31 protein-coding genes and 2 pseudogenes are annotated in these 25,532 nt (G+C 70.0%); 19 read left to right on the top strand and 14 right to left on the bottom strand.

The features are described from left to right. On the bottom strand, positions 1-163 hold a 163-nt coding region (locus FM051_RS45710), incomplete at its 3' end, for a carbamoyl-phosphate synthase domain-containing protein (protein WP_274383888.1). A gap of 544 nt (positions 164-707) precedes the next feature. Continuing rightward, entirely contained in the window at positions 708-1,904 is a 1,197-nt protein-coding gene (locus tag FM051_RS45705) for an ROK family protein (protein ID WP_158853479.1), read from the bottom strand. A 90-nt stretch (positions 1,905-1,994) separates the two neighbouring features. On the opposite strand from FM051_RS45705, the gene FM051_RS45700 reads away from it, so the two are divergent. Beyond that, positions 1,995-2,714, top strand: a complete 720-nt coding sequence (locus FM051_RS45700; RefSeq protein WP_158853477.1) for an HAD-IA family hydrolase — start codon at positions 1,995-1,997, stop codon at positions 2,712-2,714. A 7-nt stretch (positions 2,715-2,721) separates the two neighbouring features. Then, complete coding sequence (locus tag FM051_RS45695; protein WP_158853475.1) at positions 2,722-3,873, top strand: MFS transporter; 1,152 nt, start codon at positions 2,722-2,724, stop codon at positions 3,871-3,873. A 369-nt stretch (positions 3,874-4,242) separates the two neighbouring features. Here the strand turns inward: FM051_RS45695 and FM051_RS45690 are convergent, their stop codons facing one another. The 6 genes from FM051_RS45690 to FM051_RS45665 form a co-directional block, all read right to left on the bottom strand. Then, positions 4,243-4,725, bottom strand: a complete 483-nt coding sequence (locus tag FM051_RS45690; protein ID WP_238413145.1) for an integrase core domain-containing protein — start codon at positions 4,723-4,725, stop codon at positions 4,243-4,245. A gap of 257 nt (positions 4,726-4,982) precedes the next feature. Further along, positions 4,983-5,408, bottom strand: a complete 426-nt coding sequence (locus tag FM051_RS45685; RefSeq protein WP_158853473.1) for an SRPBCC family protein — start codon at positions 5,406-5,408, stop codon at positions 4,983-4,985. Further along, on the bottom strand, positions 5,405-5,623 hold the full coding sequence (locus FM051_RS45680) for a hypothetical protein (protein WP_158853471.1): 219 nt from the start codon (positions 5,621-5,623) through the stop codon (positions 5,405-5,407). The genes FM051_RS45685 and FM051_RS45680 overlap by 4 nt, the downstream gene beginning before the upstream one ends. Positions 5,624-5,702: 79 nt before the next feature. After that, positions 5,703-5,918: a hypothetical protein gene (locus tag FM051_RS45675; RefSeq protein WP_158853469.1), complete on the bottom strand. Its 216-nt coding sequence runs from the start codon at positions 5,916-5,918 to the stop codon at positions 5,703-5,705. After that, a complete protein-coding gene (locus FM051_RS45670; RefSeq protein WP_158853467.1) occupies positions 5,915-7,285 on the bottom strand; it encodes a HAMP domain-containing sensor histidine kinase in 1,371 nt (456 codons plus the stop codon). Before FM051_RS45670 ends, FM051_RS45675 begins: the two co-directional genes overlap by 4 nt. Further along, positions 7,282-7,965 (bottom strand): response regulator transcription factor, encoded by a 684-nt coding sequence (locus FM051_RS45665; protein WP_158853465.1) that lies wholly within the window; start codon positions 7,963-7,965, stop codon positions 7,282-7,284. Before FM051_RS45665 ends, FM051_RS45670 begins: the two co-directional genes overlap by 4 nt. Before the next feature lie 553 nt (positions 7,966-8,518). Between FM051_RS45665 and FM051_RS45660 the strand changes: the two genes are divergently transcribed. Together FM051_RS45660 and FM051_RS45655 are read left to right on the top strand one after the other, a co-directional pair. Further along, the gene (locus FM051_RS45660; RefSeq protein WP_158853463.1) at positions 8,519-8,893 is read left to right on the top strand and encodes an ATP-binding protein; all 375 of its coding nucleotides are present in this window, start codon (positions 8,519-8,521) and stop codon (positions 8,891-8,893) included. A gap of 120 nt (positions 8,894-9,013) precedes the next feature. Further along, positions 9,014-9,388, top strand: coding sequence for an SPW repeat domain-containing protein (locus tag FM051_RS45655; RefSeq protein ID WP_158853461.1), 375 nt, complete (start codon positions 9,014-9,016; stop codon positions 9,386-9,388). Positions 9,389-9,393: 5 nt separating this feature from the next. Here FM051_RS45655 and FM051_RS45650 read toward each other — a convergent pair whose 3' ends face one another. After that, on the bottom strand, positions 9,394-9,810 hold the full coding sequence (locus tag FM051_RS45650; RefSeq protein ID WP_158853459.1) for a hypothetical protein: 417 nt from the start codon (positions 9,808-9,810) through the stop codon (positions 9,394-9,396). 327 nt (positions 9,811-10,137) lie between these two features. Here FM051_RS45650 and FM051_RS45645 point away from each other — a divergent pair, with 327 nt between their 5' ends. Beyond that, the gene (locus tag FM051_RS45645; RefSeq protein ID WP_158853457.1) at positions 10,138-11,265 is read left to right on the top strand and encodes a site-2 protease family protein; all 1,128 of its coding nucleotides are present in this window, start codon (positions 10,138-10,140) and stop codon (positions 11,263-11,265) included. Positions 11,266-11,450: 185 nt separating this feature from the next. Then, entirely contained in the window at positions 11,451-12,323 is an 873-nt protein-coding gene (locus tag FM051_RS45640; protein ID WP_158853455.1) for a universal stress protein, read from the top strand. 18 nt (positions 12,324-12,341) lie between these two features. Here FM051_RS45640 and FM051_RS45635 read toward each other — a convergent pair whose 3' ends face one another. Beyond that, positions 12,342-12,488, bottom strand: a complete 147-nt coding sequence (locus FM051_RS45635) for a hypothetical protein (protein ID WP_158853453.1) — start codon at positions 12,486-12,488, stop codon at positions 12,342-12,344. A gap of 416 nt (positions 12,489-12,904) precedes the next feature. On the opposite strand from FM051_RS45635, the gene FM051_RS45630 reads away from it, so the two are divergent. Continuing rightward, positions 12,905-13,246 (top strand): STAS domain-containing protein, encoded by a 342-nt coding sequence (locus FM051_RS45630; RefSeq protein ID WP_158853451.1) that lies wholly within the window; start codon positions 12,905-12,907, stop codon positions 13,244-13,246. 321 nt (positions 13,247-13,567) lie between these two features. Here FM051_RS45630 and FM051_RS45625 read toward each other — a convergent pair whose 3' ends face one another. Continuing rightward, positions 13,568-14,869 (bottom strand): cation:proton antiporter, encoded by a 1,302-nt coding sequence (locus FM051_RS45625; RefSeq protein ID WP_238413144.1) that lies wholly within the window; start codon positions 14,867-14,869, stop codon positions 13,568-13,570. 472 nt (positions 14,870-15,341) lie between these two features. Between FM051_RS45625 and FM051_RS54265 the strand changes: the two are divergent. The 3 genes and pseudogenes from FM051_RS54265 to FM051_RS45615 all read left to right on the top strand — a co-directional run. After that, positions 15,342-15,657, top strand: a pseudogene (locus FM051_RS54265) (universal stress protein); the annotation flags it as partial. Continuing rightward, a complete protein-coding gene (locus FM051_RS45620; RefSeq protein ID WP_420803668.1) occupies positions 15,652-16,119 on the top strand; it encodes a universal stress protein in 468 nt (155 codons plus the stop codon). The pseudogene FM051_RS54265 and the gene FM051_RS45620, both read left to right, overlap by 6 nt. 160 nt (positions 16,120-16,279) lie before the next feature. Next, positions 16,280-16,780 carry a hypothetical protein gene (locus FM051_RS45615; RefSeq protein ID WP_158853446.1) on the top strand — a complete coding sequence of 167 codons (501 nt, stop codon included), beginning with the start codon at positions 16,280-16,282 and terminating at the stop codon, positions 16,778-16,780. Here FM051_RS45615 and FM051_RS45610 read toward each other — a convergent pair. Continuing rightward, positions 16,714-17,193 carry a hypothetical protein gene (locus FM051_RS45610; RefSeq protein ID WP_158853444.1) on the bottom strand — a complete coding sequence of 160 codons (480 nt, stop codon included), beginning with the start codon at positions 17,191-17,193 and terminating at the stop codon, positions 16,714-16,716. The two genes, FM051_RS45615 and FM051_RS45610, sit on opposite strands and share 67 nt — an antisense overlap. 496 nt (positions 17,194-17,689) lie before the next feature. On the opposite strand from FM051_RS45610, the gene FM051_RS45605 reads away from it, so the two are divergent. The 5 genes from FM051_RS45605 to FM051_RS45585 all read left to right on the top strand — a co-directional run bounded on the left by FM051_RS45605 (position 17,690) and on the right by FM051_RS45585 (position 22,199). Further along, positions 17,690-18,133, top strand: coding sequence for a DUF4383 domain-containing protein (locus FM051_RS45605; protein ID WP_158853442.1), 444 nt, complete (start codon positions 17,690-17,692; stop codon positions 18,131-18,133). A 252-nt stretch (positions 18,134-18,385) separates the two neighbouring features. After that, the gene (locus tag FM051_RS45600; protein WP_158853440.1) at positions 18,386-18,883 is read left to right on the top strand and encodes a hypothetical protein; all 498 of its coding nucleotides are present in this window, start codon (positions 18,386-18,388) and stop codon (positions 18,881-18,883) included. A gap of 730 nt (positions 18,884-19,613) precedes the next feature. Further along, positions 19,614-20,159 carry a copper chaperone PCu(A)C gene (locus tag FM051_RS45595; RefSeq protein ID WP_158853438.1) on the top strand — a complete coding sequence of 182 codons (546 nt, stop codon included), beginning with the start codon at positions 19,614-19,616 and terminating at the stop codon, positions 20,157-20,159. 94 nt (positions 20,160-20,253) lie between these two features. After that, entirely contained in the window at positions 20,254-20,661 is a 408-nt protein-coding gene (locus FM051_RS45590; RefSeq protein ID WP_238413143.1) for a four-helix bundle copper-binding protein, read from the top strand. Between the two features lie 191 nt (positions 20,662-20,852). Further along, on the top strand, positions 20,853-22,199 hold the full coding sequence (locus tag FM051_RS45585; RefSeq protein WP_158853436.1) for a DUF2254 domain-containing protein: 1,347 nt from the start codon (positions 20,853-20,855) through the stop codon (positions 22,197-22,199). Positions 22,200-22,227: 28 nt separating this feature from the next. Here the strand turns inward: FM051_RS45585 and FM051_RS45580 are convergent, their stop codons facing one another. Together FM051_RS45580 and FM051_RS45575 are read right to left on the bottom strand one after the other, a co-directional pair. Then, on the bottom strand, positions 22,228-23,004 hold the full coding sequence (locus FM051_RS45580) for a DsbA family protein (RefSeq protein WP_158853435.1): 777 nt from the start codon (positions 23,002-23,004) through the stop codon (positions 22,228-22,230). After that, the gene (locus FM051_RS45575) at positions 23,001-23,201 is read right to left on the bottom strand and encodes a hypothetical protein (protein ID WP_158853433.1); all 201 of its coding nucleotides are present in this window, start codon (positions 23,199-23,201) and stop codon (positions 23,001-23,003) included. The genes FM051_RS45580 and FM051_RS45575 overlap by 4 nt, the downstream gene beginning before the upstream one ends. A 393-nt stretch (positions 23,202-23,594) precedes the next feature. Between FM051_RS45575 and FM051_RS53475 the strand changes: the two genes are divergently transcribed. From FM051_RS53475 to FM051_RS45560, 4 genes and pseudogenes are all read left to right on the top strand, one after another. Continuing rightward, positions 23,595-23,720, top strand: coding sequence for a hypothetical protein (locus FM051_RS53475; RefSeq protein ID WP_274383887.1), 126 nt, complete (start codon positions 23,595-23,597; stop codon positions 23,718-23,720). Between the two features lie 130 nt (positions 23,721-23,850). After that, positions 23,851-24,156: pseudogene (locus FM051_RS45570) on the top strand (phosphatase PAP2 family protein); the annotation flags it as partial. Between the two features lie 376 nt (positions 24,157-24,532). Further along, positions 24,533-25,072 carry an SPW repeat domain-containing protein gene (locus FM051_RS45565; protein WP_158853431.1) on the top strand — a complete coding sequence of 180 codons (540 nt, stop codon included), beginning with the start codon at positions 24,533-24,535 and terminating at the stop codon, positions 25,070-25,072. Continuing rightward, entirely contained in the window at positions 25,072-25,527 is a 456-nt protein-coding gene (locus tag FM051_RS45560) for an SPW repeat domain-containing protein (RefSeq protein WP_158853429.1), read from the top strand. The genes FM051_RS45565 and FM051_RS45560 overlap by 1 nt, the downstream gene beginning before the upstream one ends. Positions 25,528-25,532: the final 5 nt, after the last annotated feature.

Genomic DNA, 25,532 nt, shown 5'->3' with positions numbered 1-25,532 from the left:
GGCGGTGGTAGGACGGGTCGGTCAGGGTCTCCTGGTAGCCGGTCATACCGGTGGAGAACACCGCCTCGCCCAGGCTCGCGCCGACCGCGCCGTAGGCCTCACCGCGGAACACGCGGCCGTCCTCCAGAACGACGGCAGCAGCGCCGACGGCGTTGGTGCGCATCGAAAATTCCCCTCATTTTCACGAAACCGGCGCGTGACAACGACACCGAGTCGCACGGTCGCGATCCGGTGGAACGGAGGGCAGCGCAAACCGACCGCGATGACGGTTCGCTGCCCAAAGGAAGGCCAGACAGAAAGCTTGATGTTCGAGGATTGCCCCCGAGTTGTGCATCAAGCGTATTCGGCGCCTTTGCCCGAAAGTGCAGTGACAGCGTCGTCAAGACATTTCGAGCGGTAGAGCATCATCTGGCGTTGCTGCGCCACCGACGATACGCATGTGAAACATCGGCGCAACAAGGGTCGGTCGCGTGGAATATTTCAGTCCGGCCTGGACGGTCAACGGCGAGTGGTTTCACTCCGTGCTCGGCTCGGCATTCGGGTGGCCGGAGCAAGCGCCGATGCGCACTCAGTGCAACGGATACGTCCTGTTGTTAGCGCTATGTGTCAACGAGCGGGTCGTGCTACTCCGATCGTGTTCACTTGAGCGGCTTACATCACGCCGCGAGTGACCGCACAGTGCGTGAAATGCGCTTTCAAGTGCCGTTTCAACCACCGTCAGGTCGTGTTTGACCGGTGTTGCCGCCGAGTGCGTTGGATGGTGCGCGGAAGAACACGTCGAAAGCGAGGTCGGCGGCCCCCGAGAGAACCGGTTCGTGCAGTTCACCGGCGGTCAGCCGGGTGTTGTCGACCCGGGCCACGAGCGAATCGGCGAGCCTGCTCTCCAACTGTTCACGCGCCAGTACCGCGAGCGCTCTGAGCGGGCCGGTGAGCACCACCAGGTCGGGGTCCAGGACGTTCACCAGGCTGGCCGCGCCGATGCCGAGCCGTTCGGCCACGCGACGCGCGGCGGCCAGTGGCCTGGGCTCGCCGCGGGCCGCCCGCTCCAGCACGTCCGACACGAGCGCCGCGTCCCCGGTGTCGGCGACGCCCGCTTCCCGCAGCAGGGCCCGGCCGTCGGCGAACAGCTCCAGGCAGCCACGTTGGCCGCACGGGCACTGCGGGCCGCGGTCGTCCACCACCAGGTGGCCGGCCTCCAGCGCGTGCCCGACCGCCGCCGGCCCGTCGGACAGCAGCGCGCCGCCGATGCCGATGTGCTCGCAGGCCAGCACGAGCACCGAACCCGCGCCCCGCCCGGCACCGTGGCGCCGCTCCGCCAACGCCGCCAGCGAGCACTCGTGCGCGACCGACGCCGTCACGCCGGGCGGCAGATGTCGCGCCAGCAGGTCCTCCGCCTGCACCGGTTCGGTTGTCCAGCCCAGGTGCAGTGCCGAGCGCACCACCCCGTGGCGCACCATCCCGCCGGTGCCCACGGCCAGGCCAACCCACGGCCCGCCGGCCCCGCGCGCCAGCTCCGCCGCCCGTGCGGCCAACTCCGCCAGCGTGCGTTCGGCGGGCGCGGTGCGGTCGACGGGCAGCGACGCCGGCTCGCCGACCGACTCCCCGCCCAGCCGCACCACCCGCAGCCGTGCCGCGCCGACACCTACGTGGGCGGCGACGACGACCGGGCCATCCGGCGCGGGCAGCAGCACGGGGGAGGGGCGGCCCCGACCGCCCGTGCGGCTCGGGGCGGGTTGCCGCACCACGACCAGGCCCAGTTCCGCCAGGTCGGTGACGGCGTCGCCCACCACGGAACGCGCCAGGCCGAGCGAGGTGGTCGCCTCCGCGCGGGTCAGCGGCCCGTGCAGGTGCAGCAGCTCCAATAGACGTCCCACCGCGGTCGGACGCCGAACGGGTCTATCCATCCGCCAGATGCTCCCACTACACTCGGAACAGCATTTTGTAACCCGACCAAATAAAATCAGGACCAGGAGTCACCCGCAAGGAGGGGCGAGATGGTGCGCACGTCCACCGGGACGACCGGCGTAGCCCGCAACACTCGGATCGCGACTTTCACCACCGGAACACTGCTCCTCGACCTGGACGGCACCCTCGTGGACAGCGACCGGGTGATCGAGCGGAGCTGGTTGCGCTGGGCGGCCCTGGAGCAGTTCGATCCGGTCGACGTGCTGCCCTCCGTCCACGGCAGGCCCGGCAACCAGGTGATGATCGACCTGCGGCCGGGCACCCCGCCGCAGCTCGCGGCCAGCGACTACGCCGAACTGCGCCGCCAACAGTCGGCCGAGACGAAGTTCGTCCGGGCGCTGCCGGGCGCGGAGGAGCTGCTCACCTGCCTGCCCGGCCACTCGTGGGCGGTGGTCGCCAGTTGCGACCGCGACCTGGCGCTGGCCCGGTTGCGCGGCGCCGGCCTGCCCATGCCCCAGGTGCTGATCACCAGCGACGACGTGTCCTCGGGCAAACCCACGCCCGAGTGCTACCTCGCCGCCGCAGAGGCGCTGGACGTGCACCCGGCGAGCTGCGTGGTCGTCGAGGACGCCTCGCCCGGTGTGGCGGCGGCCCGCGAGGCCGGCATGTTCGTCATCGGCGTCGGGCGCCGCACCGCCTCGGGCGACCCGCGACCGCACTGGCACGTGGACAGCCTCACGCAGCTGCGGGTCGTCGCCGGTCCGGACGGCCTGCGGGGAGCCGTGCACGAACCGGTCAGCAACCGGTAGGGGCTCGGTGATCACCGACGAGGCCACGCGGCCCACGCGGACGCCGGGCAGGTTCACCACCGCGTCCGCCTTCCTGATGTTCGCCGCCCTCGGGGCGGTCACCGCAGCCTTGGGCGCGGCGGTCCCGGTGCTGGGGGAGGGGCTCGGGGGAGACCCGGCCGTCGCCCTGCTGGTCGGCGTCTACAACTCCGGCGCGCTGGCGGCGACCCTGCTCGGCGGGGCCGCGCTGCACTCCACCCGCACCCCCGCGGCTGGCGCGGTGCTGGTGGCGGCCGCGATCGGCGGTCTGGCCGGGACGGCCGTCGCGCCGACCAGCACGCTGCTGCTGGCGTCCGCCGCCGTGGCCGGTTTCGGCTACGGCGGTCTCGTGCTGGCGCTCAACACCGCGTTCTCCACCCGGTACGGGCAGCGCGGCGTGGTGATGGTCAACGCGCTCAACGCTGCGTTCGGCGTGGGTGCCATCGCCGGTCCGCTGGCGGTCGGTTCGGCCCTCGGTCCGATGGCCGTCTTTCTGCTGCTGGCTGCGGCCGTCGCAGTCGCTGCGGGCGCCGCAGGCCTCGTCCCGACCACGCCGGCCCGCAGCAAGCCGGACCCCGAGGCGGCTCCTGGCGCCCGACCCGTGGCCGGCACGCGCACCGTGGCGACGTTTGCGTTGCTCGGCTCCCTCTACGCGGGCCTGGAGACCAGCAGCGCCGCATGGATGTCCACGCACCTGGTCGCGCAGGAGTGGGACCCCGCCGCCGCCGCGCGGCTGACCTCGCTGTTCTGGGGCGGCCTCGCCGCAGGCAGGTTGGTGATCCCGCGCCTGGCCCGAGCCGCGCCCACCATGCTCGTGGTCGGGTGCCTCGCCGGTGCGACGGTCGTCCTGGCGCTCACCGCCTGGCCCGGCGTCGCACCCGTTGCGATCGCCGCAGCCGGCTTCTGCCTGGCCCCGGTCCTGCCGACAGCCCTGGCGCACCTCGGCACCACTGGCCGTCCCCAGCGGGCGACCGCCGTCGTCCTCACCGCCTGCATGGTCGGCAACGCCACGGTGCCGCTGATCACCGGCCTCCTGGTCACCCGCGCGGCCGTTCCCGTGCCCCTGGTTCTGGCCAGCCTGGCGGCCTGCTGCACCGCCGTGGCCGTCGCGGCACACCGCACTACCCGCACCGGGCCTTGAGTCAGTCCACTATGGATCACCGGGCTGGCAGGCGCTGTCCCTGCAAACGCTGTGCTTGCCGAAAATGTCATCCGTGTAGGTCAGGCGGCGTGGTGGTATTCGTTGAGGAGGCCGCCCAACCCGTTGCCGTCGGCGGATGTCGAAATCGGTGATCCGGGCTTGGCCGGTGATCGGTTGAGGCAGCGGTTGTACCGGTCGGGCGTTGGCGATGCCCTGGTGCGGTCGATACGAGTTGTAGAACTGCTCGTACTCGTGCAGGGCATGGAGTAGGTGTTGCTGGTTCCAGATCAGTGCGCGGTCGAGCAGTTCGTGGCGGCAGGTCTGTATTCTGTGGGGTGCCAAAAGCCGGTACACAGGCTCTGGCCTGCGTTAAGCCGCTATGGGTTCGTACTCGTTGATCAGTCCGCCGAGGATGGGTTGGCGGCGTACCGAGGTACAACTCGACCGTGGGACCGGGCGGTCCGGCTGTGGTGGTGTGAGTTGTCGGGCTCGGTGGGGGCGACGGCGGTTGTAGTGGGACATGTAGCTGTTCAGCACCGCCCGCAGTTGGTGCTCGTTGATGACAAGTAGTCGATCGGTGGCTTCGCGTCTGATGGTGCCGACGAAGCGTACGGCGTAGCAGTTGGCCCGTGGGTAGCGTGGTGGAATCTTCACGACCCCGATGCCTACACCGGAGAAGACCGCGTCGAACGAGGTGGTGAACTGCCCGGCCCGGTCGCGGATCAGGAACCCGAAGTCCTCCGCCCGGTCGCCGAGGTCCATGAGCAGGTTGCGGGCTTGTTGGGTCGTCCACGGTCCGTCGGGGTTGGTGGTGGTGCCGAGGATGTGCACGTACCGTGTGGGAACCTCCATTACGAAGAACACGTAGATCCGTTTGAGAGTGACGGCGCAGTCGACGTGGAAGAAGTCGCAGGCCAACATGCTTGCGGCCTGGGTGCGGAGGAACCGTCGCCACGGGGTGTCGCTGTCACGCTTACACGGCTGGCGTTAGCTACTAACAAGTGTTAGTCAGATCGTGGGTCCGTTGGCCAGCCGGTTCAGACGACACTTGAGCAGTCGGCTCGTCGGCAGCACCCGGGCCTGGCACGTCGGGCCGAAGACCGGGCCGGCTAGGAAGGCAGCACCCCAACGAAATGCGGTGAGGCCCGTCGTTCCGCGCCGACGACGGTGACGAGTGCTTCGAGCGCACGGGCGAGCCAGTCGTCCAGACGAGGCGTGGGAAGTCCCGCGGCACCGGTCAGTCGGATAGTGACGGCGCTGCGGCCGGGTGCGATGCGCAGGACCTGGAGCGTGCCGAAGTAGGTGGATGAGGTCCGGTCGCCCCAGTCGATCCTCAGCTTCTCCCAGTCGACCGCGACGTGCCGCTCGACGGTGTCCTCACCGACCCACAAACGGACCAGGTGAGGCCCGTATCGCTCGACGTCGATGCCCGCGGGCAGCCAGGCCGACAGGTTCTCCAGGTCGGTGACGACGTCGAACACCGCCTCCGCGTCCGCCGGTATGGAGATGGTGCGCTCCGTGTACGCGATGGTCATGTGCTCGCGGTGATCATGGTGTCGAGTCGGTGGTGGGCCAGGCGGTGCAGCATCTCGGCCAGCGCTTCCGGCTGGATCTGTCCTTGCAGATCCTGCCTGGCGCCGACCACGGTGCGGGCCACGACCTTTCGCGGCACGCGTCCGCTGAACTCGGCGGCCAGCGTGCGCACGGCGTCACGGCAGTAGGGGTCCTGTTGGTATTGGTCGACAACCACGGCTGCTCCCCGGTTCGTCTCGGCACCTCCATCCTGCGGGAATCCGCAGGTGGCTGACCTGACGAGTACCTGACGATCGTCAGGTGGTGGTCGCGGGAACGGTCGCGGTGGTCGTCGGGGGTGTGCTTGTCGACGTGGGCGGGTCCGGTCGTTGCGTGAGGGTGGGTGTCGCGTCGAGGGGGGCGGTCGAGGTGACCAGGGGTTGGGGTTCGTCCTGTGAGGTGACGCCGCAGGCGGTGAGCAGCGCGGTCGACATGAGCAATGCGGTCGACACGACCAGCGCGATGGTCCTCATCGCTCGGCCTCGGGGATCTCGACGATGAACCTGGCGCCGCCGCCGGGGCGTTCTTCGATCCGGACGGTGCCGCCGTGGCGTTGGACGTGCTGGGCGACCAGGGCCAGGCCGAGGCCGCTGCCGGTGTCCGTGCCCCGGCTGCCGGCCCGGGTGCCGCGGTCGAACCGCTCGAAGACGCGGGTGCGCAGGTCGGGCGGCACACCCGGTCCGGCGTCGTCGACTTCGAGCCTCGCCCGGCCGTCGCGGCGGAGGACGGCGACGCGGACCGCGCCGCCGGCGTGGCGGTCGGCGTTGTCCAGCAGGTTGCTGACCACCCGGTCCAGTCGGCGTCGGTCACCCAGCACGTGCGGCGGCGGTTCGTCCACTTCCAGCGGCACCTGCGCGCCCGGTCGCGTGGTGATGACGTTGGTGACGAGTTCCGCCAGGTCGATGGACTCCGGCGTCGGGTCGTCGACCTGTTGGTCGGTGCGGGAGATCTCCAGCAGGTCGACGACCATGCGCGCGAACCGGTCGACTTCGGAGGTCAGGAGGTCCACGGCCTTGCCCGCGGTGCCGGGGATCTCGGCGCGGCGACGGCGCAGCACCTCGGCGGCGTTGACCATGGTCGTCAGCGGTGAGCGCAGCTCGTGGCTGACGTCGCCGGCGAACCGGGCGTCGCGCAGTACCCGCTGTTCCAGCGCGTCCGCGGTCGAGTTGAACGTGGTGGCCAGTGGTGTCAGGTCGGGATCGGTCTGCTCGGGCAGACGCGCCCGCAGGTCGCCGCCCGCGATCAGGGAGGCGGCCTTGGTCAGCTGGGTCAACGGCCGCAGCGCGCGTCTGCCGGCCCACGACCCGAGCGCCACGCCGAGCAGGCCGCTGGCCACGGTGGCGGCGACGAGCACGGCGCTGAGGAACCGGAACGTCCGGTCGAGTTGGACCATCGGCGCCATTTCCACGTAGGCGCCCTCCGCGTGGGCGATCGGGAGGGTGACCGCGTAGACCGGGATGCCGCTCACGATCAGGCGCTGTCCCGCCGGGATGCCGTCGCGTCCGAGGTCGAGCAGCTTGCGCGGCAGCTGGTCGGGGTCGACCTGCCTGCCGCTGGTCAGCACCTGGCCGGGGCGGAACAGCAGGATGGTGGTGTCCGGTCCGGCGGTGAGGCCGGTGAGCAGCTCGTCGAGTCCGTCCGAGCCGGTGCGCAGCGCCTCGTCGACCAGGCGCACGTTCACCTGGGCCTGCCGGACCGCGCTCTGCTCGCGCTGTCTGAGCATGTATCCCGACGCGAGGTTCCACACCACCACGGCGACCGCACTGGTCAGCAGCAGCGAGCCGAGTCCCAGCACCATCGCCACGCGCCAGCGCAACGAGAACCGGTGCACTCGGGTCATCCGTCCACGTCCAGCCGATAGCCGGCGCCGCGCACCGTCAGCACGAGGGCGGGCTCGTCGGGGTTGGGTTCCACCTTGCGGCGCAGCCGTCGGATGTGGACGTCGAGCAGCCGGGTGTCGCCGAAGTAGTCGTAGCCCCAGACGCGTTGCAGCAGTTGCTCGCGGGTGACGATGCGCCCGCTGGCGGACGCCAGCTCCACCAGCAGCCGGAACTCCGTCCTGGTCAGGTGCACCTCGACACCGGCCCGGTGGACCGAGCCCACGTCCGGGCGGATCTCCAGCCCACCGGCCTTCAGCACCTCGTCGTGCCGTCCGGTGCCGCGGCGGCGCAGCAACGCACGGATGCGCGCCGCCAGCACGCTGGCCATCAGGGGTTTGGTGACGTAGTCGTCGGCGCCGGCCTCCAGGCCGGCGATGACGTCGGAGGCGTCGGTGCGGGCGGTGACGATGATGATGGGCAGGTCGCCGCGGGCACGCAGAGTGCGGCACACCTCCAGGCCGTCCACGCCGGGCAGCATCAGGTCCAGCAGCACCACATCGGGCTCGGCCACGGCCAGCAGGTCCAGGGCTTCCTCGCCCGACACCGCGTCGGTCACAGTGAAGCCCTCGTCGCCCAGCGCCAGGCCGAGTGCCTGTCTGATGTGCTCGTCGTCCTCGACCAGCAGAACCGAGAAATCCATGACAACGGGATACTGCCCCAGGATGCCGGCGCGTGCAGCGATCGCAAGGGGATCGCAAGGTTCACCCGGGTTGTTTCCGGCCACAGTGGTGTGGGCTCCCGGGACAATTCGGGTGCACGACCAGGCGTCGGCCGCAAGGGCGCGGCCGACGCCCGCCAGACCGTGTCACCGACCGCGCCACCGAGAAAGTCGACCTCCGGCACAGTGACCGCGATTCCAGCCGAGCACGATCCCGCCACACTCGTCCTGATCTGCGACAGCTGCGGTCGCGCCCACGACAGCGGAGAGGCCCACGCGGCCTGGGACTTGTTGTGGGCACACGCCCTCGTGGCCGGGTGGCGTGGCCGCGACCGCGCGATCGGCCCCCATTCCTGCTCCTGTTGCCTCGGATGACCCCTTTCCCGTTGCCGACCGAATTCGTACTGGTCGATCGGCAAGAGCAGGACAATCGTCAGGTGCATCGGCACGCCGAGGGGAGATGCTGGCACGTGTACTTCGAACACCCGTCCGGTGTCCCGGCGCCGGGCGGGCCTGACGCGCGGGAGGGCCGTCGGTGAGCGCGGGCCACGACACCGTCGTGCTGGTCATGGAGGACAGGGAGTCCCCACCGCGAGCCGAGGTCGAGGTGTGGTTGCGGGAGCGCCTGGACGGCTGGCTGGATCACGAAGTCCTGCTGGTCGGGACCGTCGTGGGCGAGCTGGTGGACAACGCCCGGCGTTACGGCGCGCCGCCCTACGTCCTGGAACTCGTCCTGGACCGGTGGACCGACGCGCTCACCATCCGTGTCCGCAACCGCGCACCCCGTCACACCGTCGGGTGGTCTCTCGGGGCCGGATTGTTGATCGTCAGCACGCTGACGGAGCAGTGGGGTGTCGTGTCGGCGGGGGAGAACACGACCGTGTGGGCGAAGGTGCGGTTCGACGACTGACCGCGGACCTTGCGATCACCTGACAGCTCGCCCGGGGCGGCCTGGGCGACACCTGAGTGGGTTTCCACCATGGTGTGATCAGGATCGGCACCGCGCGGTACCGATCCGCCGTCCCCCGGGATGGGCGGCACGACGGGGCGCGTCGCGATCGGCGCCCGGCTGAGCGCGATCGCGTTCGTGCTCGGCCTGTGGCTGGTCGTGTCACCGTTCGCGTTGGGTTACGGCATAGTCGGGAACTGGCTCACCGGCCACAGCAACGAGGTGGTGACCGGGATCGTCGTCGTGGTCGCCGGGCTGATCGGTGCGATGGCTCCGGCGGACGCTAGGTGGGCCGGGCCGGTGACGGCCGCGGCGGGTGTCTGGCTCGCTGCGGCTCCGTGGTCGATCGGCTACCGGGATCACGTCGACCCGACGGCCGCAACGGTCAACGACCTCGCCGTGGGCTCCTCGATCGCCGTGCTAGGCATGGTCGCCGCCGTCGTGACTCGTCGATGAGCCGTTCACATCGAGTCGTCGGCACGCGGCAAGGCGGAGACACGATCATGACGGGAGTGCCGCCCAGCGGTACGCAGATCAACGCGGTGAGTCATTGCAGCCCGGACGATGAGATCGCTTGCACCGCAAGGGAAACGTCCGACAATCTCGTCGGCTCGGTCAGTGACGCGAAGCTGGCCGCACGGTGTGGATTCGGCCTGTCGCCGGACTCGGCTCGATGGCCTGTCGCTCCGGTCGCGTCGCCGGCTGACGGCGAAGATCACGACCGTGAACGGCACTGCCGCACCCATGACGGCGATGGCGGTCAGCAGGAACACCGAGACCGTGGTCTTGTTGGCCGCGTAGGCGATGAACCCGATGACGAAGCCGAGCGGAATCAGCGAGGCGACAAGACCTGCCTCGATCCTCGGCTCCACGGACATGGGGTCGTCCTTCCTGTGTGCAGTGGTTCGCGCCGCGGTGTGATCCGGATGGCGATCCGATCGCGACGCCGCAGCGGCGGACAGCTCTTTCGCCGCCGCTCGTATCCGGCTTTCCGGGTGACAACCTGCCAACCCGTCGTACTGCGTTCGAGTGCGGATCGTCGCCGGATCGACGTCCTGCTGTGACGGGAATCGCCGGCTGAACCTTGCGGTCGCCTGACGACAGGGGTACGGGCGGTGCCTCACCGAGCCGTTGGGTAACCGGAAGGAGTGAGCAGGCCGGGTAGACCCGACATCGCGGTGTGCACCGCTGAGGGAGTGGGAGACGTGCGAGCGACAATCCACCTGGGACGGCTGTGGGGCGTTCGGATCGGACTGCACTGGAGTGTGTTCGCCGTCGTGGTCCTGCTGGTGTTCGGGGTCGGGCTTACCAGGTTCCCCGCGGCCTTCCCCGGCCACGGCGCCGTTGCGTACCTGCTGGCGGCTGTGGTGGCGGCGGTGGGTTTCCTGCTGTCGCTGCTGAGCCACGAGTTGGCCCACGCCGTGGTCGCACGTCGAGAGGGGCAGCGGGTCGAGGGCATCACGCTGTGGATGCTCGGTGGCCTGGCATGGCTGCGGGACCGGGCGCGCACGCCCGGCGCCGATTTCCGGATCGCGGTCGCGGGACCGGCGACCAGTGTGGCGGTGGCCGTCCTGTTCGGCCTCCTCGCCTGGGCGGTGGCCGCCGTGGGCGTCGCGCCCTTGGTCTCGGGGGTGTTCGCTTATCTGGCGTTCATCAATTTCGTGCTCGCCGCGTTCAACCTCATTCCCGCCGCGCCGCTGGACGGTGGACGCATCCTGCGCGCCGCGTTGTGGCGCCGGTGGGGTGACCGGCACCGTGCCGCGCTGGTCAGCGCCGGTCTCGGACGTGGTTTCGGGTTCGCCCTGGTCCTGCTGGGGGCGCTCGGGCTGCTCGCCGGAGCGGGGGCCGGGTTGTGGTGGGTCCTGGTCGGGGTGTTCGTCGTGGTGATGGCGAGCGCCGAGCGGTCGCAGTCCGACCTGGTGGAGGCGCTGGCGGGACTGCGGGTGCGTGACGTCATGACCTCGCACCCCGACACCGCCGACGGGGACCAGAGCGTCGCCGAGTTCCTGCGCGACGTCGCGCTGGTGCGCCGGCACTCGGCGTTCCCACTGGTCGACCAGGCCGGCCAGCTGCAGGGGCTGGTCACGCTCAACCGGCTCAAGGCGGTGCCGGCCGATCTGCGCGACTCCACTGCGCTGCGTGACATCGCCTGCCCACCCGCCGACGTTCCCAAGGTGGCCCCGGACGACCCGCTGCCCGAGGTGGTGTCCGTCATGAACGGTTGCGGTGACCGACGGGCACCGGTGTTCGAGCACGGTGTGCTGGTGGGCATTGTGTCGCCCAGTGACATCAGCCGTGCGACGGTGTTGTCCGGACTCGGGGTCGGACGGTGAGGTCGGTAGTGGACGGCCGATCAACGGTTTCCCGTCCAGCTCCGTACAGGTGGCTTCGGGTCCTGTGTTCCAGGATTTCACGCTCTCCCGTACACGTGGCCGGCGCCAGCCGACCGCAAGCGAACGGGAGTGGACATCGACGACCAGACGGTTGGAGGTTTTTTGATGGGAGGTGGTGAGGGGCAGTGGATGAGGCCATCGTCGTAGGGGTAGACGGCACCGACAATGCCGCACGTGCGGCCGAATGGGCGGCCCGACAGGCGATCGCCTGGGAACTGCCGCTGCGCCTGGTGCACGCGATGAGCCGGCCGGTCTACGAACGAGCACAGTTGCACCAGCCCGTGCCCATCACCGGTGAGGAGTCGATGCGGCGCTGGGTTGTCGACATGCTCGCCGAACTGGCCGAGCGGTGCCGCGCCCAAGGGGCGGTCGACGTCCACATCGACCTCGTGTCCGGTGATCCGACCGATGTGGTGCTACGCAGTGCCGAGCACTCGGTGTTCGCGGTGGTGGGACATTCCGATTCCGAGGGCGTCACCCGTGCCCTGCCCGGGCCGACCGTCGCACACCTGATCGAGTCGTGCCCGGTGCCGGTTGTAGTCGTGCGCCGGCCGCCTCGCGACCCCGACGGACCGGTTGTGATCGGAGTGGACGGTTCTCCGATCAGCGGCAGGGCTCTCCGGTTCGGCTACGAGTTCGCCGCCCGGGTCGGCGCCGAGGTCCTCGCCGTACACGCGACGAGTGGCGCGGCGGTCACGGCGGCGCACCCGGTCGAGTCGAACGCGGAGGAGGCGCTGCGGTACCACGGCGGGCTGGTCGGAACCGAGTTGGCGGACTGCGCGCGCCGCCACCCGCAGGTCACGTCCGAGTTCGACGTCATCGTCGACGCTCCGGTGGACGCGCTGCTGGCCGCCGCCGACAACGCGAGGCTGCTCGTGGTCGGCAGCCATGGCAAAGGTTTGGTGCGCCGTGCCTTGCTGGGTTCGGTCAGCCACGCGGTTGTGGACCTGGCGCCGTGCCCGGTCGCCGTGCTGCCTCCGCACGCCGCTGTCGCGTGACGAATCGCCGAACACGAGTCACTGATGGCGTTCCAGAACGTCACCGCCCGCACGGGCACTGCCGTCACCGGCGTGATCGTCATCCTGGCCGCGCTCGCCGGCTGTGGTGCCGCGCCGGCCCGGCACCCCGGTCGCCTCGACGACTACGTCACCGACGTCGTCCACGGCAGACCGGCGACTCGACATCACCACGCGCGACGACGAACTGTGCCGCACCGCCGGCCTTCGGGTCCACCTCGGTGCCGACGGCAACACCGACATGCAGGGATCGCACCGTCCTCTTCGGTTACCGACACCGCGTCGCAACCCTGCATGCTTCAAGGCGCGCCGAGTGTCTCCTACGTCACCGGCAACGACGTCGGCCTGCTCAGCGAGGTGTACCACCCCACCGGACGCCACCTGGGCGATACACCACAGGCGTTCAGCGTGGAAGGACTGGTCGACACCGCCCGCCGGCTGGTCGTCAGGAAATCGTCGGATTCCCGGTTCCGGGCCAGGTCGACAATGGAGTGGGTGCCGTTCGGAGCACTTGGTGTGACCAAGCGGGAGGAAGACGCCATCCACCGGACGTGGAGGTCAGCATGGACTATGTGGCGACCCGACACCCCGGACTGTCCACCCGGTGCCGTTGCGAAGTGCGGCAAGACGGTGTCCACGCACGCATCGTCATCACCGGCGAGATCGATCAGGCCAATGCGGACGAGTTGACCGGCGTGATGGCGGACACCCTGCGCGCACACCGACCGCGGCGATTGCACCTGAACCTGGACGGCGTGACGTTCCTCGGCGCGGCAGGTGTTCGTGCCTTGGTGGAAGGGCGGATCGCGGCCGATCGGGAAGGATGCGCCGTGGAGATCGAGAGGGCCAGCGCGATAGTGGAGAAGGTGTTGGCGATCTGCGGGTTCGGGCGGATGTGGACATGACACTGTGACGATGGGCTACCCGGCACCGCGCGTGATGTCGTCCAGCCAACCACTTCTCGTCCGATCAATGAGCCCTTGAGGGCGGGTGGGGCACCGGGTCCTGGTTTTGGAGTAGAGCGCGCGGCCGTCGCCGGCGGTCAGGTCGAAGGCGGCGACGTTGGCCACGACCGCGGGTGTGCCGGCGGTGAACGGGCGCGGGGCACCCCTTGGTGGATGCTGTGGCCGAGGCAGAACACGGCGCTGACACCGGCGGTGCCAACCAACGCGCGAAAACCACGTGGTCCGACGTGGCCCGGGACACCGGCCTGCCGGCCAGTGACGTCACACGGGAGTCTGCGGTGCTTGGTTCGGATCGCCGTGCCGGTCCTGCGCCGCGTGTACCCGCATGCGGTCCAGCAGCAGTATGGCGGGGGTCGCCGTGACTCCGTGGAGGACGACTGAGCCGATCACCACCAGGCCGACCACCCGCCAAATCTCGCCCTGTTCCAGGAACTGCCCGGACTGAAGCGCGTACGCGACGTAGAACAGCGATCCGACACCCCGCACGCCGAAGAACGAGATGACGGCTCGCTCGCGCGGGCCCGTTCTGCCACGTGCCAAGGCGATCAGGCCGGTCACCGGCCGCACCACGAGCAGGATGGCCAGCGCCACCACCACGTCTCGCCATAGGGTGCCCGCCAGCAGGCCGGTGACGGCCGCGCCGCCGAGCAGGAAGATGATCAGCACTGTGAGCATGCGCTCGACCTGCTCGACGTACTGGTGCAGGACGCGGTGGTAGCCGTGGGACCGCTCGCCCGCCCTGATCGTGCAGGCGCACACGAAGACCGCGACGAAGCCGTATCCCTCGGCCAGTTCGGTGAGGCCGTAGGCCAGGAAGGTGGCGGCGAGCGCGACGAAGCCCTCCGCGTGCTCCGCCAGGCGGAGCTTCTCCGAAGGCGCGGAGAAGAACAGCATGCGCAACCCCCACCCGGTGAGCAGCCCGACCAGGAGACCACATGCCAGTCGCCACAGCACGTCCACGGCGAGCCAGTGCGGCAGCCAGGCGTCCGGCGTGGCGCCGACGACGCTGATGGCAACCGCGGCGTAGGTGAACGGGAACGCCAGCCCGTCGTTGAGCCCGGCCTCGGACGTCAGCGCGAACCGCGCCTCGTCCTCGGCCGAGCCGGGGTCGTCCGGGTTCTCCGCGGGCTCGGCGACCTGGACCTCACTGGCGAGCACCGGGTCGGTGGGGGCGAGCACCGCCGCGAGCAGTACGCAGGAAGCCACGCTCCAGCCGAGTGCACCCCATCCCAGGGCGCCGATGGCGAGCATGGACAGGGGCATCGTGACGGCCAACAGCCGCCAGGTCGTCGCCCAGCGACGCAGGCCCACCGGCCGGTTGAGCGCGAGACCCGCGCCCATCAAGGAGATGATCACGCACAGCTCGGTGAGGTGCATGGTGACCGTGCCGTACTGGATCGGGTCCGGATCGGGCAGCGGGTCGAGGACCGTGAACGCGATCGCGCCCGCGGCCAGGAACACCATGGGCATCGAGATCGGCGCCCTGCTCAAGACCCGCGGCAGCAGCGCGGCCAAGAGGGTCGCGACGCCGACACTGGCGTAGGCCACGGCGCCCGGACCCACCACGAGGCTCCTCTCCTTGAGTTGGCCGATCGAACAAGTACTTCGGCTGCCGCTACCAGTCAGATACCCAGGCCTGCCGGCACTAACCCATTCGGGTGTGCTCGTGAGCCGGCGGACTTGCGGCACGAGGTCGTGCCCTTCCACGGTCGTGACGAGCGGACGATCACCGACCGATCAACGTCGGGCGTCGCAGTTGGGATGGTGCGGCCCGATGCCGAGTGTCGGCGGCGTGGTTTCGAAACACCAGCCGCCCGCGCGTGGATTGCCGGACACCGGAAAGAAAGCCGTGGTGTGAGTGGACGGGTCCGCCCTGGTGCCAGTGGCGACGGCGAGTGAGCATGGACGTAGGCAGCCAGGCCTTGTGAACGTCCGGACGCGCGGACCGAGGACCCGACCGACCCGACCGACCCACGGATCCCGGTGAGGACGGCGTTCGGCCGTAACCCCGGTCCGTCGAACACGGGTGACGCGCATGGCCGCGCACGGTAACCGGACGGGAGGCCATGGCATGGCAGTGTCCGATGCATCGGTGATCGTGGTCGATGTGGACGGATCCGAGGAGGCGGCACACGCCGCGGCATGGGCGGCGCGCGAGGCGGGCAGCAGATCGCTGCCACTACTGCTGGTGCACGCACCCCGCCGGCCGATTCCGGGCCGCGCAGCCGCACGTCGAAGTAAGGACGGAAGTGGTCGACGACGAACCCGTGGGCGCGCTGCTCGACGCCGCGCGGAATGCCGAACTGCTCGTGCTGGGGGCGACCGGACGGGACGGTGTAGCACGAATGTTTCTGGGCTCCACCACGGCGAAACTGGTCCGCGAATGCGACCGACCGGTCGCCGTCGTTCCCGGATCGGTGTCAGTCGGCGCTTACCCGACCGACGATCTCGCCCAGCGCCAGGTGGTCGTCGGCGTCGACGGTTCGGACACGAATCAGCGCGCGATCGGTTTCGCCTACGACATCGCGGCCCACCACGACGCGGATCTCCTCGCGGTGCACGCGTGGGGGCGACTGCTCGGCTCGCCGTTCGTCCTGCACTACTGCGGGCCGAAGCCTCGGCGACGATCACGCTGGGACGGTCCTCCTACCGGCATACGAAGGGACCGGATCAAGGCACACCGGCATGATCCGAGGGCCGAGCGGCTGCGTGGTTTGGTTCGATCGACAGGTCGAAGTCGTGGTCGTGCGGTCGTTGCCGAGCCTAGGTGCTCGTACGGGCGATCGAGAGGGAATCCTTGTAACGCAAGGTGATTGCCAGAAGCGGAGCTTCACGCGTCGATCGAGCACCGACCACGAAACGGTGACGGTTCGCGGTCCGCAAGGTGGCCGTAAGGTTCACGGGTCGACCTGCGGGAATCCGGTCCGGAGGTACGAGTGAACGGAACGGATGAACGGACGGGAGTGGTGGCACATGTCTCGACGTACCGGAAGAGGGCTGGCGGTGGGCGCGGCGCTCGCGCTGGCCATCGGGTTGACCGGGTGCGGGGCCGATGACGACAACCCGGCCGCCGACGGCGGAGTGTTCACCACGCCAACGGAGGCACCGACGACGACCACGGAGCCGCCGACGACCACCACGGCCGCCGAGACGCAGTACTTCGCCAACAGCGACCACGTCGGCGAGCAGGTCGCCGTCACCGCGCCGGTGGACACGGACTTGACCGAGGGCGCGGTCGTGCTCGACGCCGGAGCCTACGGCGACGACAGCCTGCTGGTGCTGTTCAAGGGAGGCGAGCGGGAGTTCGCGGAAGGCCAGTCGGTGACGGTCATCGGCACCGTCCGGCAGTTCTCCTACGACGATTACGCCGACGACTACGGCTTGGTCGAGTCCGCGCTGTTCGATGTCTACGCGAACGAGGAGTTCCTCGTCGCCGACAGCCTCGTCGCCGAGTCGCCCGCGCCGACCAGCTGACCGGCCCACGCCCCGACCGGTGAACGCCGGATGATCAAAGTGGACAGGACAACGGACCGGACGGGACAACAGGCCGCGATGACGAACGCCGTCCAGCGTAGATCGAGCGGTGGCCACGGCGAGCCCATCGCCGCCGGCGGTGGGTGCCGGTCACGACCAGGAGCGCGGTGGCCGTGTAGAGGGCGCAGGTCGCGGAGACGTGCCCGGAGGGGAAGCCGGAAGTGGACGGGGGTCGGGGTGAGCTGCGCGACGTCGGGACGGGGCCGGTCGACGGCCGACGAGGACGCCAGGAACAGCGTGACCTCCCCGGCCGGGAACAGCACCGGTCGCCAGTCGCGGGTCAGGGCCGGCGCCAACCGGGCGATCACCACGGCACGGACCAGCCCGGGCGCGTCGGCTGACCGCCGCGCCACTGGCGCTGTCGGTGGCCTCGACTTCGTAACCGATAACCGGTGTCGCGGCGTTCTCCGGTGCTCGTGGCGTCCCGACTGCCGTCTTCGTCGCCGGCGAACGACCTCAGGGAACGCCAGGTCCACGGGGTGAAGACGGACGGTTGCACATCGGCCTCCGGTGTCGGAACACGTCCCGGTCCGGTTACCCGGCGGTGGACGTCGACGTCCGCAGAGGACCTTGCGGTTGCCTGACGAAGCGGTGCCGAGGTAGTCCGCCGGCACGCCGGCGGGTAGCCGACCGGTATGAGGAGAGTCGGCGCAGCCGCGCATCGCGATGAGCCCGTGCCGTACCGGTCCGGCGGCGGCAGAAGCCGGGCGCTCAGCTCCTGCTCAGCTCCGACGGGCGCCATGTGGGCGGCCGGCGGCTTCGCCTCGACGCCGGACGACTCGCACACCGGTGTCGCCGACGGCACCTCCTCCGGCTGACAACACCACATCGAATTCACCGGGAGGCGGCATGAGCCGCACCGAACACGCCACGCGATCCCCTGTGCAGATCATCAGCGCGGTGGTCGGCGTGGTGTTCCTGCTCGTCGGCGTGGCCGGGTTCATCCCCGGCCTGGTCGTCGGCTACGACGCGCTCGAATTCGCCGGCCCCGACTCCGGGGCACTGCTGTTGGGACTGTTCCAGGTCTCGATCCTGCACAACGCCGTCCACCTGGCCTTCGGCGTCGCGGGCCTCGCGCTCGCCCAAGGTCCGAGGGGAGCGCGCCTCTACCTCATCGGCGGCGGGATCGTGTACCTGGCGCTGTGGTTCTACGGCCTGGCCGTAGAGCCGGGCGGTGCGGCCAACGTCGTGCCGCTCAACACCGCGGACAACTGGCTGCACCTCGGGCTCGGCGTCGGCATGATCGTCTTGGGGCTGGTGCCGGGCCGGCGGTCGGTCCGAGGTCGCCCGTGACCCGTGGGGCCCCGGCCGGCGAGGCGGGTCGTGCGCGGCGGCCCGTCGCCTGATCGATCCGGTGCGTACTGAGGGGCACGTCGAGTCCGCCGTGCGATCGGAGCGGATGTCGTGCCGTTCGTGCTCGCGGCGCTCCCGTCTTGCGATCACCTGACGTTCACCGGCCGACGCAGTACCCGCGCATCGACGCGGGTAGCCGACAGCCGGAGTCGTGCCGAGCAGGCCGGCGCGGTCGACGACAGGAGGCGATGGATGGAACGGCGTCGACCGGGGCCGGACGCGGAGGAGATCGACGAGCCCCGCCCCGCCGTGCCCTCGCCGGCTTCCGCCGCGGGGCGTGCCGAGGGCCTGCGCACCGGACTGGCGATGGTGGGGGTGTTCCTCGTCGCCGAGGTGGTCTTGTTGTTGGCGGCGGCGCTGGTGCTGGTGCCCTTCGCGGTCGCCGACCCGGGTCTGTTGGAGGGCGACCGGTTGCCGCCGTGGCCGCTGCTGACCCTGTTGGTGGTACCGACGGTGCTGGCGGCGCTGACCGCCGTTGCGGGTACGGCGTTGTGGGGTGGCGGGTCCAGGGCCGGGCGTGTGCGCCGCGAACTGGCGCTGCGTTGGAGCTGGAACGACGTCGGCACCGGGCTCGCGTTCGGTCGCGACGATCCGGACGGCGCTGAACTACTTCCTCCGCCGCGAGATCGAAGAGGAGCAACGGCAGGTGGACCGGAACGGGGAGCCCCGCAGAGGTGCGGGCAGGCGTGACGCCGAGGGCAGGCGGTCATGAGCGAACTGGCCTTGGCGGTCAGCGGCGCCGCCCTGCTGACTGCTGCGGTCGTACTGGTGGGCACGCGGTCGTGGCGGACCGCGCTGCTGGTCTCGTCGAGCTGCTCACCGCGGCCGGACTGCTCCGCCTCGCCGACGACGTCGGCTGGACGCGCCGGTTCACGATCCGAACTCCCGATCACGGCGCCGTTTCCGGCGGGCCATGGACACGATCAGACCAGTGCTGACGGCGATTATCGCCACCACCACGAGAACCATGTAGGCCTGGTTGGGGCCGCGGTCGATGGCGATGTACAGGAAACCGAACAGGAACGCGACGCTCGTCCACCCCGCCCAGATCTTCGCCCGTTACAGCTCATTGCCCGGCTTTTCCGATGTACTCATCCTTGCCTCCCGGTCACGGCGTACCCACTGCCGCCGTGTCGGTCCGCACGGTCGCACCGCACCGAAGCCTTGCCGTCTTCGGGTCGACGCCTTGGCGTTATCCCGGTTCCCCGACGGGCACCCGGCTGCCGACCGTGCCGTTGGTGCGGCCTGCCAAGAGTGACGGTTCGCTCTGGGCGCAGCTCAACGCGAAGGGCGTCCCACGGCCGATAACCCGCCCGGTGGGCCTCGGTGTGAGCGGCCGCGAGTGTCACGCGAACCTTGCGGTTTCCTTGCGACGGAGACGTACTCGGTCTGGCGTGCGGGCCGCGGGTAGCCCGAGGGCATGAACAGAATCGGCACCTTGGGGGTTGCGGGGGCGGTGCTGGCTGCGGTCCTGACGTCCTGCGGCGAACCGCAGCGGGAGTTGGAGAGCGGGACGATGGGCACCAACGGCCGAGTGGGCGATGTGGTGCTGCGCAACGTCTTCGTGGAGGCGCCGCCGGAACACGCCTACCGGCGCGGTGACGACGCGGTGGTGCGGCTGGCGGTGTTCAGCGAATCCGACCAGCCGGACGCGCTGCTCGGCGTGCGCACGCAGAAGGCGGACCAGGTCGAGCTCCATTCCGACGAGGACTGCGACGGCACCAGCGAGGTGGTGCCCCGCATCCCGGTGCCCGCCGAAGGCGCGGTCGGGGAGCCCGGCAGCGTGAGTCCGAGCTACCACCTGCTGGTCGTCGACTTCTCCGAGGAGGTCCTGGCAGGCACGACGGTGCCGCTGACCTTCATCTTCGAAGGCGCGGGCGAGACCACGCTGGACGCGATGGTCGAGGCCACCGACGACGGCGACGTCCCCCCACCGACCCGTTGCCCGACGGCCCCCGGGAGCTGACCACCGCGACGGCCGCCTGTGCCCTGCGGGTTGCCCGCCGTGACGACGGGTAGCCGATGTGACGACCTCATCCACATCCGGAGGAAGGATCGAAGTGACCACGACGACGATGCCGATGATGGACAGCTACCCGGCGGAGATCAACCTCGACCGCGCGAAGCTCGCCTCGACGATCGACGCGCTGATCGCGTGCGAGGAGGCGTGCACGGCCTGCGCCGACGCGTGCCTCAGCGAGAGCTCGGTGGCCGAGTTGACCAAGTGCGTGCGGACCAACATGGACTGCGCGGACATCTGCGGCGCCACGGCGCGGGTGTTGTCCCGGCACACCGGCTACGACGCCAACATCAGCCGGTCGCTGCTGGAGGCGTGTGCGACGGTGTGCAAGTCGTGCGGTGACGAGTGCGACTCGCACGCCGAGATGCACGAGCACTGCCGGATCTGCGCCCAGGCCTGCCGGGCGTGCGAGCAAGCGTGCCGGGACCTGCTCACCGCGATGAGCTGAGCGGCGGGCGTCGCCGGTCCGCGCACGAAGCGGGCCCGGCGACACGTCAGGAACTCACAGCGCGGCGGCGGGGTGAATTGCGGGCGGGTCCCGTTGCCGTTGTCGGGGCGTAAGGGTGCAATCACTGGAATCCACCGACCGGTTCGATCGTTCGAGTGGCGTAGGACGGTCTGCTCCGGGTAGCTGACACTGTGGCCCGGAACAGCGCCAAACAGCGCAGCGCGGAACGTTCGGGTACACCGCTGTGGCTGTGGCCCGCTGTCGGCGGTGTGACGGGGTTGGCCTGCGCACTGTTGTCGGTGCCCGTGCGCCTGGACCGGCCGCACCCTCTCGCCTGGCTCCAGTGGCCCGGTGGTCCGGACTCCGCCACGGCCTTCCTGCAGTCCCTCGCCACCTCGGTGATCACCGTGACCGGCCTGACGTTCACGTTGATCATCGTCGCCCTGCAACTCGCCTCCCAGCAGTTCTCACCCCGGCTGCTGCGTGAGTTCATGCGCGACCGGCTGATCAAACTCGTTCTCGCCGTCCTGGTGAGCGCGTTCGTGTTCGCCATCACGGCACTGCGCTACGTCGGACGCGAGGAGTCCGTTCCCGATCTGACGATGCTGATCGCCTCCGGCGCGAGTCTCGCGGTGCTGATCGCGATCCTGGTCTTCATCACGCACATCGCACGCGTGCTCCGGGTCGACACGATGATGCGCGCGGTCCACGACGAGACCGACCGGGCGATCGGGGCCTTCTACCCCGAGTACGGCGATCCCCGCCCAAGACCGTCCGAAGACCTCCGCGTCGACGGCCCGGGAGAGCAGGTCCGCGCGGACACGAGCGGTTTCGTCAGGTTCGTCGACGTCGACGCCCTGCTCCGCACCGCCCGAACCTCGGACACCCTGATCGAGCTCGAAGTACGTCCGGGTGACCACGTCGTGCGCGGCACACCGCTCGCGTCGGTCTGGAGTCGCCGAAACGGCGCCGTCGACCTCCCGACCGTGGAGGCCGGCGTGCGGAAGGGCGTGGTGCTCAAGTACGAGCGCACGGTGGAACAGGACGCGGCGTTCGGGTTCCGACAGCTCACCGACATCGCGGTCAAGGCGCTGTCCCCCGGCATCAACGACCCGGTCACCGCCATCCACGCCATCGGCCACATGTCCGACCTGCTGGTGAAGATCGCCGGCAGACGGCTCGGCGGCACCCTCCACGAGGACGACAGGCGCGTCGGGCGGGTCGTGGTCCCGGACCGGGACCTCACCTACTACCTGGACCTGGCGTGCGGCCAGATCCGCCGGTACGGCCGCCGCGAGCCCACCGTCCTGAACGCCCTGCTCCGGATGCTGCGCGACGTCGCCGCCGCCGCGCGCGACGACGACCAACGAGCCGCGATCGGCGCCCAGGTGGATCTCGTCACCGGCGAGATGCCCTCGTCGCTCAGCCGGTACGACGTCGACGCCGTGGAGGACATGGCGCGTCGAGTCCGGCAGACGTTGGCCGGTGACGTGCGCTCGGCCTACCGCGACCGCAGCGGGGAGACCCGTTCCAGCTAGTCGTGTCGCCGATGCCGCTGCCGCGCGGTCACCCACCGGGCGACGGCTGAACCGGCGCTCGACCAGGCTCTACGACGTCCTGCAACCAGTCGCTGTCGCTCAGGTCGACGGGTCGATCGTCAACGGTCACGGTCGGTGTGCCCTTGAAGAAGTCGGTGGCCTTGGCCTCGGCCAGCTCGGCCTTCGCCACCCCTTCGTGGCGGCCCGTCCGCACGCACTGCTCGAACTGCTCGCCCGTGACGCCCAGGTCGGAGCCCAACTCCACCAGTTCCTGCTCGGTGTGCCCCGGACCTCCCTCACGGGGCTGCGAGGCGAACAGTGCCTCGTGGTACTCCCAGAACTTCCCTTGATCCGCGGCGCACAGCGCGGCGTTGGCGGAGTCCAGCGAGTAGCCCTCGGGCCGGGACAGCCCGACCAGCATCGGCAGGAGGTGGTAGCGGACCCTCAAGGCGCCCGCTTCCACCTCCCGCTTGATCCGCGGCCCGTAGGCCTTCTCGAACCGGGCGCACGCCGGGCACAGGAAGTCCTCGTAGACGTCGATGGTCGCCTTGGCGTCGTCCTGGCCGACGATCACCACGCCGTCCTGGCGTTCGACGGGCGCGTTGATGCCCGTCACGCCGGTCGGCGCGGTAAGGCCCCCGTCCTGAGACGACCCGGTCCAGACGACGCCGCCGATGACGACGAGCGCGAGCACCGCGACGACCACCACGCCGATGACGACCCTGTTCCGGTCGTCGAGGGAACGGCGGGCCTGCGCTACCGTCCGGTCAGGCGACTGACGTCGTCTCCTCTGGTCGTCGTTCACGTCTCGCGTCGCGGGCGTCGGCTGACGGCGAAGAGCGCAACGGTGAACGGCACCGCCGCACCTGCGAGGGCGATGACGGTCAGCACCCACACCGAGGCCGTGGTCCGGCCGGCGGTGTAGGCGATGAATCCGATGACGAAGCCGAGCGGAACCAACGAGGCGACCAGACCCGCCTTGGTCCTGGGCTCCGCGGACATGGGCACCGTCCTCTCCGGTGCGAAGTCGGTTCACACGGCGGCTTGACAGGGGCGTTTGCGGCTATCGCGACAGGGAGCAGCGGCGCGGCTTCCCATCGCCTTTTCGGGTCAGGGGTTTCCGGGCCACCACCTGACAACCGCTCACAGTGAGGCCGATATCCGCTCGTCTCCGGATCGACATTCCGACGTGATGGTCACAAGGCGGTGGCCGCGTCGCCTCGGTCGTTTCGCAAGGCGAGCGCAAGGTAGGCGAAAGGTTCCGGACCGCAGCCCGAGGAACCCGCCGGTCGAGACCACTACCTTCTGCGAGACCCCGGATGGCCTCCGTAACCGCCGCGCGTCTGGAACGGCGATCCCGCCCGGATGGGACTACACCCCGTCCGCTTGGGGGCCGTGGCTGCCGTCATCGCGTTGGCGCTGGTGGGCACCGGTGTCGTCGGGTATCTCGCGCTCTACCAGTACGGCGTCGTCAGGACGGTGTGGGAGCCGTTTTCGGTGACGGCAGCCGGACGGTGCTGAACTCGCTGTTGTCGTGCGTGCCGGTCCTGTTCCTCGCCCTGACCCTGATGGGTGAGATCAGCCTGTTCCTGGTGACCACGGCCGTGCCCCCCCCGCGTCCCCGGCCCGACGTGCCGCACGTGAACCCGGACCTGCCCCGACCTCCAGCTTCTCGTCCGGCCACGTCGCGGCGGCGCTGGCGCTCTACGCCGCCACGGCGCTGCTGGTCTGTGCGGCGACGTCCCACTGGTGGCGGTGGCTGTTCGTGGCCTCGGCGGTCGTCGTTCCCGCGCTGGTGGCCGCGCAGCGGCTATGCACAGGCGCGCACTATCCGACCGACGTGCTGGGCGGCGTGCTCCTGGCGGCCGCCTGGACGGCGCTGGTGTGGTGGGTCGTCCGCCCCGACCGCGCCCTGCGCGGGACATCCGGATCGGTGTGGCCCGCGCCGCGATCGTGATCCCGGTCGGATGGACCGGCGCGCCTTGCGATTGCCTGACAACGGGGCATGGGCGTTCGCGAACGGGTCGTCCGAGGGTAGCCGTCGAGTATGGACCTGTCTCCGACCCCTCGCCGCGGTGTCGCTCGTGGTGGCCTGTGGGGAGCCTCAGCGGGCGTTGGAGAGCGGCACGATGCGGTCCAACGGCCAGGTTGGCGACGTGGTGTTGCGCTGCCTCACCAAGAAGGCGTTCGCCTTGACGGCGTGCCCGACGGGCCGGTGGAAGCGGCCGAGAGCTCCTTCACCGGTCTGTCACCCCACGAGTCGGGGCGCGAGAACGAGGCGGAAGTCCACCGGAACCGCGGCAACGACCACCCGGACCATGAAGGAGGAACAGGTGACTTCTCGCATTCCGCAACAACCGCCGCCCGGTCGACGATTCGAAGAATCCGACCCCGCGCCGGTCGCCTCGCAGGGGCACCAGCCCGTGGCGCCCGCATACGGTTCGGCGCCGTTCCACACGCCTGCGACGTTCTACGGTGCCCGTGAGCCCGCCGTGGCGAACGTGGCCAGCGGTGTGGCGTTCTTGGCGGGTGTGTGGTTGGCCTTGGCGCCGTTCGCGTTGGACTACGCGCCCGCCGCGGAGGGGCTCGAGGGTTACTGGCACGACATCGTCATCGGCGCCGCGATCGCGGTGTTGGCGCTGGTGCGCTCGCTGGCGCCGCGTCACCTGCCGGAGTTGAGCCTGGTCAACGTGGCGCTCGGCGTGTGGCTGGTGTTCGCGCCGATCGTGCTCGGCTACGAGCCGTGGCCCGGATCGACGACCGCGGCCGTGAACAACGTCGTCGTCGGCGGCGTGGTGGTCGCCATGGGACTGCTCAGCGCCATGGCGACCTACCGGCGTCGCAGGCGGAACGAATCGGAGGGAGAACTCTGATGGTGTACCAACCCTCACACAACCCGCCCACACACCAACAGTGGGCAGCTCAACGCGCGCGGGACGACCACATCCCGGTGGGCGCGAGCGCGGCCAGCGCGGTGACGCTCCTGGCCGGCATCTGGCTGCTGCTCGCCCCGTCGGTGCTGGACTACCCGGGCGGGAGCGCCGCGCGCGGCAACGACATCGTGATCGGCAGTGCGATCGCGGTGCTCGCCGTCGTGCGCGTCGTGGCACCGCGGAACGTCCCCTGGTTCAGCGTCGTCAACGTCCTGCTCGGCGGATGGCTCATCATGGCGCCGTTCGCATTCGACCACATCGCCGACGTCGGCGCCGCCATGGTCAACGACATCGTCGTGGGTCTCGTCGTCGTGGTGATGGCCGCGACGAGCGCCGCGGCGACGTTCGCCTACCGACGCGCGCACCGCAAGGCCGCGGACGAGCACGGCCGGTAAAGGCC

The sequence above is a fragment of the Saccharothrix deserti genome (assembly GCF_009769385.1).
In the GTDB taxonomy this organism is placed as follows: Bacteria; Actinomycetota; Actinomycetes; order Mycobacteriales; family Pseudonocardiaceae; genus Actinosynnema; species Actinosynnema deserti.
The sequence above is the reverse complement of the archived record's forward strand: the minus strand, read 5'-3'. Positions and strand labels throughout refer to the sequence as shown.